Here is a 13,465-nt window from a genome sequence, read left to right as displayed (position 1 = left end):
AACGGCTTGCAGCTTGGCACGGTGTTTGCGCCCACCCATACGTTCTCCAACCTGGATTGCCGCATGACCGCTTCCACTCCTTTCTCTGCCGGTGCCCGCTTCCGTGAGGCGCTGGCTGCCGAATCGCCGCTGCAGGTGATCGGCGCGATCAACGCCAACCACGCCCTGCTGGCCAAGCGCGCCGGCTTCCGCGCCATCTACCTGTCCGGCGGCGGTGTTGCCGCCGGCTCGCTGGGCCTGCCGGACCTGGGCATCAACACGCTGGAAGACGTGCTGGTGGACGTGCGCCGCATCACCGATGTCTGCGACCTGCCGCTGATGGTGGACATCGACACCGGCTTCGGCCCGAGCGCGTTCAACATCGCGCGTACCGTGAAGTCGCTGATCAAGGCCGGCGCAGCCGCCTGCCATATCGAAGACCAGGTCGGCGCCAAGCGCTGCGGTCACCGCCCGGGCAAGGAGATCGTCTCGCAGGGTGAAATGGTCGACCGCGTGAAGGCTGCCGCCGATGCCAAGACCGATCCGGACTTCTTCCTGATCGCGCGTACCGACGCCATCCAGGTGGACGGCGTGGACAAGGCCATCGAGCGCGCCATCGCCTGCGTAGAGGCCGGTGCCGACGGCATCTTCGCTGAGGCGGCCTACGATCTGGACACCTACCGCCGCTTCGTCGACGCGGTGAAGGTGCCGGTGCTGGCCAACATCACCGAATTCGGTGCCACTCCGCTGTTCAGCCGCGATGAACTGGCTTCGGCCGGCGTCGCCATCCAGCTGTTCCCGCTGTCGGCGTTCCGTGCGGCCAACAAGGCGGCCGAGAACGTCTACCAGGCGGTGCGCCGCGATGGCCACCAGCGCAACGTGGTGGAGACCATGCAGACCCGCGAAGAACTCTACGACCGCATCGGCTACCACGCGTTCGAGCAGCAGCTCGATGCACTGTTCGCCGCCAAGAAATAAGCAGTACCCTGCACCATCAAGTTTTCGGAGGGAAACATGAACGATACGACCGCAACCCCGACCTTCAAGCCGAAGAAGTCCGTCGCCCTGTCCGGCACCGCCGCCGGCAACACCGCGCTGTGCAGCGTCGGCCGCAGTGGCAACGACCTGCATTACCGCGGCTATGACATCCTGGACCTGGCCAACACCAGCGAATTCGAGGAAATCGCCTACCTGCTGGTGCACGGCAAGCTGCCGACCCGCGCAGAGCTGGTTTCGTACAAGGCCAAGCTGAAGTCGCTGCGTGGCATCCCGGCTGCGGTGAAGGCGGCGCTGGAAGAACTGCCGCCGTCGGCACACCCGATGGACGTGATGCGCACCGGCGTGTCCGTGCTCGGCTGCGTGGCACCGGAGAAGGATGACCACAACCATCCGGGCGCGCGTGACATCGCAGACAAGCTGATGGCCTGCCTCGGTTCCATGCTGCTGTACTGGTACCACTGGAGCCACAACGGCCGCGCCATCGACGTGGAGACCGACGATGACTCGATCGGTGGCCATTTCCTGCACCTGCTGCACGGCGAGAAGCCGCAGGATTCGTGGGTGAAGGCGATGCACACCTCGCTGATCCTGTACGCCGAGCACGAGTTCAACGCCTCGACCTTTACCTGCCGCGTCATCGCCGGCACCGGCAGCGACATGTACAGCGCGATCTGCGGTGGCATCGGCGCGCTGCGTGGCCCGAAGCACGGCGGCGCCAACGAAGTGGCGTTCGAAGTGCAGAAGCGCTACGACAACCCTGATGAGGCCGAGGAAGACATCAAGGCCCGCGTCGAGCGCAAGGAAGTGGTGATCGGTTTCGGCCACCCGGTCTACACCGTCTCCGATCCGCGCAACAAGGTGATCAAGGACGTGGCCCGCGAGCTGTCCGAAGAACAGTCCAGCATGAAGATGTACGACATTGCCGAGCGCCTGGAGTCGGTGATGTGGGACATCAAAAAGATGTTCCCGAACCTGGACTGGTTCAGCGCCGTCAGCTACCACATGATGGGCGTGCCGACCGCGATGTTCACCCCGCTGTTCGTGATCGCCCGCACCGCCGGCTGGAGCGCGCACATCGTCGAGCAGCGCATCGACGGCAAGATCATCCGCCCGAGCGCCAACTACATCGGCCCGGAAGACCGCGACTTCGTCGCCATCGACAAGCGCGTCTGATCCACCCGCTGTACCCATCCGGCCGGCCCTGCGCCGGCCGGATGCATTCGCCGCCGCATTGCCGGCACCCGGCCCGCCCCAAGTACTCCGCCAGCCCATGAATACCGATTACCGCAAGAACCTCCCCGGCAGCACGCTGGACTATTTCGACGCGCGCGCCGCTGTCGATGCACTCCAGCCCGGCGCCTACGCCACGCTGCCGTACACCTCGCGCGTGCTGGCCGAGAACCTGGTACGCCGCTGCGATCCGGCCACGTTGACCGCTTCGCTGACGCAGCTGATCGAGCGCCGTCGCGACCTCGATTTCCCGTGGTTCCCGGCGCGCGTGGTCTGCCACGATATCCTTGGCCAGACCGCGCTGGTGGACCTGGCCGGCCTGCGTGATGCGATCGCCGACAAGGGCGGCGACCCGGCCAAGGTGAATCCGGTGGTGCCGGTGCAGCTGATCGTCGATCACTCGCTGGCGGTGGAGTGCGGTGGTTTCGATCCGCAGGCGTTCGAGAAGAACCGCGCCATTGAAGACCGCCGCAACGAAGACCGCTTCCACTTCATCGACTGGACCAAGCTGGCGTTCCAGAACGTGGATGTGATTCCGCCGGGCAACGGCATCATGCACCAGATCAACCTGGAGAAGATGTCGCCGGTGGTCTACGTGCAGGACGGCGTGGCGTTCCCGGATACCTGCGTCGGTACCGACAGCCATACCCCGCACGTGGACGCGCTGGGCGTGATCGCCATCGGTGTCGGTGGTCTGGAAGCCGAGAACGTGATGCTCGGCCGTGCCTCGTGGATGCGCCTGCCGGACACCGTCGGCGTCGAACTGAGCGGCCGCCCGCAGCCAGGCATCACCGCCACCGACGTGGTGCTGGCCCTGACCGAGTTCCTGCGCAAGGAGCGCGTGGTCGGCGCCTGGCTTGAATTCTTCGGCGAGGGTGCGGCGGCACTGACCATCGGTGACCGCGCCACCATCTCCAACATGTGCCCCGAATACGGCGCCACCGCCGCGATGTTCTACATCGATCAGCAGACCATCGATTACCTGCGCCTGACCGGCCGCGAGGAATCGCAGGTGGCGCTGGTGGAAAACTACGCACGCACCACCGGCCTGTGGGCCGACGATCTGGCGACCGTGCAGTACGAACGCGTGCTGCACTTCGACCTGTCCAGCGTGGTGCGCAACATGGCCGGCCCGTCCAACCCACACAAGCGCGTGGCCACCGCCGAGCTGGCCGAGCGCGGCATCGCCGACGAAGCCAAGCTGGAAGCGGGCAAGGCCGAACAGGCGCAGGGCCTGATGCCCGATGGCGCGGTGATCATCGCCGCCATCACCAGCTGCACCAACACCTCCAACCCGCGCAACGTGATTGCCGCAGCACTGCTGGCGCGCAACGCCAATGCGCGTGGCCTGCAGCGCAAGCCGTGGGTGAAGTCCTCGCTGGCGCCGGGCTCCAAGGCCGTGCAGCTGTACCTGGAAGAATCCGGCCTGCTGCCGGACCTGGAGCAGCTCGGCTTCGGCATCGTCGCCTTCGCCTGCACCACCTGCAACGGCATGAGCGGCGCGCTGGACCCGACGATCCAGCAGGAAATCATCGATCGTGACCTGTACGCCACGGCCGTGCTGTCTGGCAACCGCAACTTCGATGGCCGCATTCATCCGTATGCCAAGCAGGCCTTCCTGGCCTCGCCGCCGCTGGTCATCGCCTACGCCATTGCCGGTACCGTCCGCTTCGATATCGAAAAGGACGTGCTGGGCGTGGACGCCGATGGCAACGAGGTGCGGCTGAAGGACATCTGGCCGAGCGACGCCGAGATCGACGCCGTGGTCAAGGCGGCGGTGAAACCGGAGCAGTTCCGCAAGGTCTACAACCCGATGTTCAACGTGCGCGTCGAGCACGGCGCCGCGATCAGCCCGCTGTATGACTGGCGTCCGCAGAGCACCTACATCCGCCGTCCGCCGTACTGGGAAGGCGCACTGGCCGGTGAGCGCTCACTGGCGGGCATGCGCGCGCTGGCGGTGCTGCCGGACAACATCACCACCGACCACCTGTCGCCGTCCAACGCGATCATGGCCTCCAGCGCCGCCGGCGAATACCTGGCGAAGATGGGCCTGCCGGAAGAAGACTTCAATTCCTACGCCACCCACCGCGGCGACCACCTGACCGCGCAGCGCGCCACCTTCGCCAATCCGAAGCTGTTCAACGAGATGGTGCGCAACGACGACGGCAGCGTGAAGCAGGGTTCGCTGGCGCGCGTGGAGCCGGAAGGCAAGGTGATGCGCATGTGGGAAGCGATCGAGACCTACATGGAGCGCAAGCAGCCGCTGATCATCATCGCCGGCGCCGACTACGGCCAGGGCAGCTCGCGTGACTGGGCCGCCAAGGGCGTGCGCCTGGCGGGCGTGGAAGCGATCGTGGCCGAGGGCTTCGAACGCATCCACCGTACCAACCTGATCGGCATGGGCGTGCTGCCGCTGGAGTTCAAGCCGGGCACCACCCGCCTGACCCTGGGCATCGACGGCACGGAGACCTTTGACGTGATCGGCGAGCGTACCCCGCGTGCCGAGCTGACCCTGGTCATCCACCGCCGCGACGGCCAGGACGTGATCGTGCCGGTCACCTGCCGCCTGGACAGCGACGAGGAAGTGGCCATCTACGAAGCCGGTGGCGTGCTGCAGCGCTTCGCCCAGGACTTCCTGGAAGGCGCCAAGGTGGCGTGATGGTGGGCTGAATGCCTGCCCCCTACGGTTGGGGGCGGGCTTGTCCGACACACAGGCGCGGCGCACACTTGCTTGGCAAATATTGCCAATGGAGAGTCTCATGGCCACGATGAACATCTCGCTGACCGACCCGCTCAAGCAGTTCGTGGACGAGGAAGTACGTGAAGGCGGCTATTCCAGCACCTCCGACTACGTGCGCGACCTGATCCGCCAGCGCCAGCGCAGCAAGGCCGAAGACCTGCTGCGGCAGTTGATTGCCGAGGGTCTGGCGTCGGGGCCTGCCGTGCCTTTGGCGCCAGACCATTTTGACAAGCTGCGTGAGCGCGCACGGAACCGCAAGTGAAGCCTTCGCATTGGTCACCTTCAGCGGTTCGAGATCTTGATCAGGCAGCAGCCTGGTATGCAGATCAGGGCGGAGAAGTGCTGGAAGTCGGCTTCATCGATGCGGTGGAATCCGTCGTCAAGCTGATCGAGGCCCATCCGGGTGCGGGTTCCGCATTGCATGCGGGTCTGTTGCCCTCGCTGCCAGCGCCGTTGCGTTTTCATCCGGTTCGTCGCTTCGACGGCTACCTGGTCTATTACGTGGAGCTACCTGAGCATGTTTCCATCGTGCGCATCTGGAATGCTTCGCGGGGCATGGAAGCGCTGTTCGAAGGCGAGGAGCTCAACCCCGATATTGGTTCGTCGCATCCAGGATACTGATCAATGACATTCCTCCCGCAACTCCGTATTCCCGCCACCTACATGCGCGGCGGCACCAGCAAGGGCGTGTTCTTCCGCCTGCAGGACCTGCCCGAAGCCGCGCAGGTGCCGGGCGCCGCACGCGATGCACTTCTGATGCGTGTGATCGGCTCGCCCGATCCGTATGGCAAGCAGACCGATGGCATGGGCGGTGCCACCTCCAGCACCAGCAAGTGCGTGATCATCTCCACTTCTTCGGTGCCGGACCACGATGTGGACTACCTGTACGGCCAGGTCTCGATCGATACCGCCTTCGTTGACTGGAGCGGCAACTGCGGCAACCTCAGCACCGCAGTTGGCCCGTTCGCGATTGCCAATGGCCTGATCGATCCCGCCCGCGTGCCGCGCGATGGCCTGTGCACCGTGCGCATCTGGCAGGCCAACATCGGCAAGACCATCATCGCCCACGTGCCGATGCGCGATGGCGAAGTGCAGGAGATCGGCGATTTCGAGCTGGACGGCGTGACCTTCCCGGCCGCCGAGATCCAGCTGGAATTCATCGACCCATCCGACGATGGCGATGCCGGCGCGATGTTCCCGACCGGCAACCTTGTGGATACCCTGGATGTGCCGGGCGTGGGCAGTTTCGAGGTGACGATGATCACCGCCGGCATCCCGACCATCTTCCTCAATGCTGCCGACCTGGGATACACCGGCACCGAGCTGCAGCCGGCGATCAACGAAGACAAGGCAGCGCTGGAGCGCTTCGAGAAGATCCGCGCCTACGGCGCCTTGCGCATGGGCCTGATCAAGAACCTGGAAGACGCGGCAACCCGCCAGCACACACCGAAGGTCGCCTTCGTGGCACCGGCACAGGACTACGTGTCGTCCAGCGGCAAGGCCATTCCGGCCTCGGCGATCGACCTGCATGCGCGTGCGCTGTCGATGGGCAAGCTGCATCACGCAATGATGGGGACCGCCGCCGTGGCGATCGGTACCGCAGCGGCGATTCCGGGCACCCTGGTCAATCGCGCGGCCGGTGGTGGTGAACGCGAAGCGGTGACCTTCGGCCATCCGTCCGGCACGCTGCGCGTGGGTGCGCAGGCCGCGCTCGTTGACGGCCAGTGGACGGTGACCAAGGCCATCATGAGTCGCAGCGCCCGTGTGCTGATGGACGGCAAGGTGAGGGTGCCGGCCGAATGATGCGCCGGTAAACGCCAACCAAGGTTGGCGACTACTGGGTCGCAGAGACCGATTGCTTTGGTAGATGCCAACCTTGGTTGGCATGGTGCGTGGGTAACCGCGCACCGCAACGAGGAGATCGACAATGTCTGACAGCCACACCTCATCCAACGGGCGTGCAGCGTGGGATGCGCTGCTGGTGGACATCGTCGATTACGTACGCGACGCCCGCATCGACTCACCGCTGGCGTTCCAGACCGCACACCATTGCCTGCTCGACACGCTCGGTTGCGGGCTGGAGGCGCTGTCCTTCCCGGCCTGCAGCAAGCTGCTTGGGCCGCTGGTGCCGGGTATCAGCGTGGTCAACGGCGCGCGCGTGCCCGGGACGCACTACGTGCTGGATCCGGTGCAGGCCGCCTTCAACCTCGGTGCGATGGTGCGCTGGCTCGACTTCAATGACACCTGGCTGGCCGCCGAGTGGGGCCATCCATCCGATAATCTCGGCGGCGTCCTGGCCGTCTGCGACTGGCTGGGGCGCAACGCGCAGGCCCTGCGTCGCCCGCCGCCGACCATGCACGACGTGCTGCTGGCGATGATCAAGGCGCACGAGATCCAGGGCGTGCTGGCGCTGCAGAATTCCTTCAACCGGGTCGGGCTGGACCATGTGGTGCTGGTCAAGGTCGCGACCACCGCAGTGGTTGCGCAGCTGCTGGGGCTGGATCGCGAACGCATGCTCAATGCGCTGTCGCTGGCCTGGGTCGATGGCCAGTCCCTGCGCACCTACCGGCACGCGCCCAACACCGGCTCGCGCAAGAGCTGGGCGGCCGGCGACGCGACCAGCCGTGGCGTGCGCCTGGCGCTGATGGCGGCCAGTGGCGAGATGGGCTATCCCAGCGTATTGAGTGCACCGACCTGGGGTTTCGAGGCTGTATCCATGCACGGTCAGGCGTTGACGCTGGGGCGACCGCTGGGCAGCTATGTGATGGAGAACGTGCTGTTCAAGATCAGCTACCCGGCCGAATTCCATGGCCAGACAGCCGTGGAGGCGGCGATTGCGCTGCACCAGCAGCTGCGCGCGATGGGGCGGCGGGTCGAGGACATCGCGTATATCGCGATCCGCACCCAGGAAGCCTGCATCCGCATCATCGACAAGCAGGGGCCGCTGCATAATCCGGCCGACCGCGACCACTGCGTGCAGTACATGGTTGCCATCGCGTTGCTGCACGGGCGGCTGGTGGCCGAGGACTACGAGGATGACGTGGCCGCCGATCCACGCATCGACCCACTGCGCGCGAAGATGGCCTGCCATGAAGACCCGCAGCTCAGCGCCGACTACCTGGACCCGGACAAGCGCAGCATCGGCAACGGCCTGAGCGTGCGCTTCACCGATGGCACTGAACTGCCCGAGGTGCGGGTGGAGTATCCGCTCGGCCACGCCCGTCGCCGCGCCGAAGGCATTCCGCTGCTGATGGACAAGTTCCGCCGGCACCTGGCCCACCGCTTCCCGACCGCCCAGCAGCAGCGCATCCTGGCCGCATCGCTGGACCCGGTGGCGCTGGCAGCGATGCCGGTGACCGACTACGTGGACCTGTACCTGCCGGGGTAGGCGCGCCTTGGTAGGTGCCAACCTTGGTTGGCACGGGCCCAACGCCAACCAAGGTTGGCGGCTACCGGGACCGCCGGGCATGGCCCTGCGCTACCGTTCCGATGCATTCCTGCCGAATCCGCGTCAACACCTTGACGCGGCCTGCCTATAATGGCCACCTCGATCAAGGAGTGACGACATGAGCGGTCCGGCACGGCGGAAGCGGTGGGGATGGGCGGCGGCGGTGCTGGCAGGAGGCCTGTTGCTGGGCCTGGCCGGCTGCCGCAACGACAGCGGGCAGCTGCCCAAGGCCAGCGGTGAAGCCATCACCACCAAGGCCGAGCAGGTGAAGGAGTTCACCCTGCTGCGCGCGTACCCGGACCAGAAGAATGACGGCCTGTCGCTGGCGCTGGAGTTCTCGCGCCCGCTGGTCGGCACCCAGGATTTCGACACGCTGGTGCGCTTCGAGGAGAAGGTCGGCACCGACGACAGCAGCTGGACGCTGTCTGATGACGGCCTGACCCTGCGCTACCCGTTCGTCGAGGCCGGCAAGGAGTTCAGCCTGGTGGTCTCGCCGGACCTGCTTGCCGCCGATGGCAGCCGCCTGGGCAAGGAACTGAAGCAGAAGGTGTTCAGCGGCGAACTGAAGCCGGTGGTCGGCTTCGCTTCGCAGGGCAGCGTGCTGCCGGCCAAGGACAGCCGCGGCCTGCCGGTGGTGTCGGTGAACGTGCCGGAGGTCGACGTCGAGTTCCTGCGCGTGCGCGAGAAGGACCTGCCGACCTTCTTCAGCCAGTACCAGCGCGGCGGCCGCCGCGGCAGCTGGGAACTGAGCAGCGATTACGAGCGCAGCCCGATCAACAAGCTGGCCGAGCCAGTCTACGTCAACCGCTTCATCCTCGGCGGCAAGCAGAACGAGCGGGTGCTGACCTACCTGCCGACCCAGGACATCAAGGAACTGCAGGAGCCGGGCCTGTACTTCGCCCTGCTCAAGCGCACCGGCGACTACGAGGGCGAGTTCGATACCGCGTTCTTCTCGGTCAGCGACATCGGCCTGCACACCCGGGCGTACAAGGACAAGCTGTTCGTGCACACCGCCGGCCTGAAGGACGGTGCGCCGCTGAAGGGCATCGACCTGCGCGTGCTCGATGCCAAGGGCGAGGTGGTGCTGAAGGGCAGCACCGACGGCAACGGCAATGCGCTGCTGAACTACACCCTGGACGCCACCCACGTGCTGGTCGCCAGCAGCGGCAAGGACACCAGCTTCCTGCCGTTCAACCAGCCGGCGCTGGACCTGAGCGAATTCGCCGTGGCCGGCCGCGACAACGCCTGGTTCGATGTCTATGCCTGGTCCGGCCGCGACCTGTACCGCCCGGGCGAGACCGTGCGCCTGTCCGCGCTGCTGCGCGACAACGATGGCAAGCCGGTCAAGGCGCAACCGGTGTTCCTGCGCCTGAAGCAGCCCGACGGCAAGACCTTCCGCGAGACCCGCCTGCAACCGGGCGAGCAGGGCTACATCAACTTCGAGCAGGTCATCCCCGCTGAGGCGCCGACCGGGCGCTGGCAGGTGGAATTCCGTACCGACCCGGCCAGCAAGGAAGCGATCCAGGGCATGACACTGCGCATCGAAGAGTTCCTGCCCGAGCGCATGAAGCTGGACCTGGACAGCGCGCAGAAGACGCTGAAGCCGGGCGAGGAGCTGCGCCTGCAGGCCAATGGCGCCTATCTGTACGGTGCGCCCGCCGATGGCAACCGCTTCACGGCGCGCATGGCGGTGGCCGCCGAGCAGCAGCCGGTGGAAGGCCTACCGGGCTACTTCTTCGGCGACCCGACCCTGCAGTTGCCGCGCGAAGCCAAGGATGTGATCGACACCACGCTGCCGGCCAATGGCCAGCTGCGCGAGGACGTGGCCCTGCCGGAAGAGGCGGCCAAGGCCAAGGCGCCGATCGCGGTGGTGCTGTCCGGCAGCCTGTACGAGACCGGCGGCCGTACCGTCACCCGCACCCTGAAGCGGGTGATGTGGCCGGCCAATGCGCTGGTGGGCGTGCGCCCGCTGTTCAATCCCGAAGACGGTGCCGATGCCAACGGCAATGCGCGCTTCGAGCTGATGCGCGTGGATGCAGCGGGCAAGCCGCAGCCGGCCAAGGGCCTGAAGATCACTCTGGTGCGCGAACTGCGCGATTACCACTGGACCTTCAACGACAACCGTTGGGACTACGATTTCACCCGCCGTTTCGAGAACAAGGAAACGCGCACCGTCGATGCCGGCGGCAGCGCGGTGGCCTTTGATTTCCCGGTGGAGTGGGGCGAGTACCGGGTGGACGTGTTCGATCCGTCTACCGGTCTGACCAGCCGCTATCCGTTCCGTGCGGGCTGGAGCTGGGGGGATGACAACCGGGGGCTGGATGCACGCCCTGACAAGATCAAGCTGGGCCTGGACAAGACCGGCTACAAGGCAGGCGACACGCTTGAGGTGACGGTGACCCCGCCGCATGCCGGCAAGGGCATCCTGATGGTCGAGACCGACCGCATGCTGTACGTGCAGGACATCGACGCCAAGCCGGGTTCGACCTTCAAGATCCCGGTCACCGCCGACTGGGAACGCCACGACGTCTACATCACCGCGCTGGTGTTCCGTGGTGGCAGTGCGCCGAGCAAGATCACCCCGGCCCGTGCCGTGGGCGTGGTGCATGTGCCGATGGACCGCAAGGGCCGCACCGTGGCGGTCGGCCTGGCGGCGCCCAAGCAGATGCGCCCTGAGCAGGACCTGCCGGTGACGGTCAGCGCACCACAGTTGGCCGGCAAGATGGCGCACGTCACCGTCTCGGCGGTGGACGTGGGCATCCTCAACATCACCCGTTTCCCGGTGCCCGATGCCGGCGCGCACTTCTTCGCCCAGCGTCGCCTCGGCATCGATGCCTACGACATCTACAGCCGGGTGATCGAAAGCTTCGACGGCGGCGCCGGCAAGCTGAAGTTCGGCGGCGACATGGCGCTGCAGGCACTTCCGCAGGCCAAGCGCCCGACCGCACGCGTGCAGACCGTGGACCTGTTCTCCGGCCCGGTGCAACTGGATGCCAAGGGCAATGCCCGCATCCGCCTGAAGGTGCCGGACTTCAACGGCACGCTGCGGGTATCGGCGCTGGTCTACAGCGATGACCAGTACGGCAAGCGCGATGTGGAAACCGTGGTGCGTGCCCCGATCCTGGCCGAAGCCAGCATGCCGCGCGTGCTCGCCCCGGGCGACCGCAGCACCGTCACCCTGGACGTGCAGAACTTCACCGGCAAGCCGGGTGCGTTCAACGTGCGAGTGGAGACCGAGGGCCCGCTGGCACTGGCTGAAGGCACGCGCAGCGTGCAGTTGAACGCCGATGCCAAGAGCACGCTCAGCTTCCCGCTGTCGGCGCGCGAGGGCCACAGCGTGGCCAAGGTGCGCGTGCGGGTCGATGGCAATGGTTTCAGGGCCGATCGCCGCTATGACCTGCCGGTACGTGCGGCGTGGCCACAGGTGCTGCGTTCGCAGGTGCGCACGCTGGATCCGCTGGCCGCGGTCAGCCTCGACAACAGCCTGACCGAGGGCCTGATGTCCGAGTCGGTGAACGCACGGCTGCTGGTCAGCCCGCTGCCGCCGATTCCGTTCGCCAGCGCCCTGCAGGGCGCGTTGAACTACCCCTACGGCTGTGCCGAGCAGACCACCAGCAAGGGCTACGCCGCGCTGATCCTGGACCAGGCGACGTCGTCGATGCTTGGCGCCGATGGCTTGGATGCCAAGACACGCCGCGAACGCATGGAAGGCGCGTTCGGTCGGTTGGCGTCGATGCAGGTAGCCAATGGCAACTTCTCGATGTGGGGTGACGACGGTTACGTGAACCCGTGGCTGACCCCGTACATCACCGAGTTCCTGCTCGATGCCAAGGACGCCGGCTTCGCCGTGCCCGACAACGTGCTGCAGAAGGCGCTCAACCGCCTGAGCGAGGATCTGCTGTCCGGCGGCAACCAGTTCTACGGCCAGGATGACCGCGAGAAGCTGAAGTTCGCCAACCAGGCGTATTCGGGTTACGTGCTGGCGCGGGTCAACCGCGCACCGCTGGGCACCCTGCGCACGCTGTATGACAACGAGCGCAGCAAGGCGGTTGGTGGCCTGTCGCTGGTCCATCTGGGTGTGGCGCTGTCGCTGCAGGGCGATGCCAAGCGTGGCCAGGCGGCACTGGCGGCGGCGTTCGCCAAGTCCAGCAGCGAGCGCCCGTCGTACTTCGGCGACTACGGCAGCGCGATCCGCGATGACGCATTGATGATCGCGCTGACGCACGAGAACAAGCTGGCCAAGCCCGCCTGGGACGCACGTGCCGTCGATCTCGGCCGTGGCCTGGATGCGCGCCGCAATGCCGGCTGGATGTGGCTGAGCACGCAGGAACAGGTGGCGATCGCCCGCCTCGGCAAGGCGCTGGCTGCCAACCAGAAGGCGCTGGTGGCCGGTGAGCTGGTGATCGGCGGCAACAGCGAAGCCATCGGCGAGCGCAAACTATTCGGCCGCAACTTCAGCGCCACCGAACTGGCCAGCGGCGTGCGCTTCACCCCGCAGGGCCAGCCGCCGATGTTTGCCAGCATCGACGTGGCCGGCATCCCGCGCAGCGCACCGGCGCCGGACAACAGCGTGCTGGGTGTTGAACGCAGCTACTTCGGCACCGATGGCAAGCCGTGGACGCCGCGCCCGCTGAAGGAAGGCGAAGCGCTGATCGTGCGCGTCACCGTCACTGCCGACACCACCATGCCGGATGCGCTGCTGACCGACCTGCTGCCGGCGGGCCTGGAGATCGAGAACTTCAACCTCGGTGATGCCAAGCAGTGGGCTGACGTGGTGGTCGATGGCATCACCATCAGCGACCGCAGTGAAGCAGCCGATACCAAGCACGAAGAGTTCCGCGACGATCGCTACGTGGCCGCGCTGAAGCTCTCGCGTGGCAGCAAGGCCAACGTGTTCTACCTGGTGCGTGCGGTGACCCCGGGTACCTACTCGGTGCCGCCGCCGCTGGTGGAGGACATGTACCGGCCGCAGCTGCGTGGCGTTGGCCGCAGCAACCCGACCACGATCACGGTGGTGCAGCCGTGATCCCACGGATGGGCCGCGCAGGCGCGGCCCGTCCTGCGGGCAA

At 66.3% G+C, this 13,465-nt stretch carries 8 protein-coding genes; all 8 read left to right on the top strand.

All coding sequences use genetic code 11. The features are described 5' to 3' along the window. Nucleotides 1-63: 63 nt before the first annotated feature. A complete protein-coding gene (gene prpB / locus ACZK0Z_RS17240; protein WP_010482769.1) occupies nt 64-957 on the top strand; it encodes a methylisocitrate lyase in 894 nt (297 codons plus the stop codon). A gap of 36 nt (nt 958-993) precedes the next feature. Then, entirely contained in the window at nt 994-2,151 is a 1,158-nt protein-coding gene (gene prpC / locus ACZK0Z_RS17235) for a bifunctional 2-methylcitrate synthase/citrate synthase (protein WP_008265338.1), read from the top strand. A 97-nt stretch (nt 2,152-2,248) separates the two neighbouring features. Beyond that, a complete protein-coding gene (gene acnD, locus ACZK0Z_RS17230) occupies nt 2,249-4,867 on the top strand; it encodes a Fe/S-dependent 2-methylisocitrate dehydratase AcnD (protein WP_197632896.1) in 2,619 nt (872 codons plus the stop codon). Between the two features lie 100 nt (nt 4,868-4,967). Further along, nucleotides 4,968-5,210, top strand: coding sequence for a type II toxin-antitoxin system ParD family antitoxin (locus tag ACZK0Z_RS17225; RefSeq protein ID WP_049430069.1), 243 nt, complete (start codon nt 4,968-4,970; stop codon nt 5,208-5,210). Continuing rightward, nucleotides 5,207-5,569 carry a type II toxin-antitoxin system RelE/ParE family toxin gene (locus ACZK0Z_RS17220; protein WP_049430070.1) on the top strand — a complete coding sequence of 121 codons (363 nt, stop codon included), beginning with the start codon at nt 5,207-5,209 and terminating at the stop codon, nt 5,567-5,569. Before ACZK0Z_RS17225 ends, ACZK0Z_RS17220 begins: the two co-directional genes overlap by 4 nt. A 3-nt stretch (nt 5,570-5,572) precedes the next feature. Beyond that, nucleotides 5,573-6,751 (top strand): 2-methylaconitate cis-trans isomerase PrpF, encoded by a 1,179-nt coding sequence (gene prpF / locus ACZK0Z_RS17215; RefSeq protein ID WP_197632898.1) that lies wholly within the window; start codon nt 5,573-5,575, stop codon nt 6,749-6,751. 124 nt (nt 6,752-6,875) lie between these two features. Further along, nucleotides 6,876-8,336, top strand: a complete 1,461-nt coding sequence (locus tag ACZK0Z_RS17210) for a bifunctional 2-methylcitrate dehydratase/aconitate hydratase (protein WP_197632899.1) — start codon at nt 6,876-6,878, stop codon at nt 8,334-8,336. A gap of 178 nt (nt 8,337-8,514) precedes the next feature. Then, a complete protein-coding gene (locus ACZK0Z_RS17205; RefSeq protein ID WP_049430073.1) occupies nt 8,515-13,422 on the top strand; it encodes an alpha-2-macroglobulin family protein in 4,908 nt (1,635 codons plus the stop codon). Nucleotides 13,423-13,465: the final 43 nt, after the last annotated feature.

The sequence above is a fragment of the Stenotrophomonas sp. 116085_Sma genome (assembly GCF_056479585.1).
Note: the sequence above shows the minus strand (reverse complement) of the source record. Positions and strands in the feature narration are given on the sequence as shown.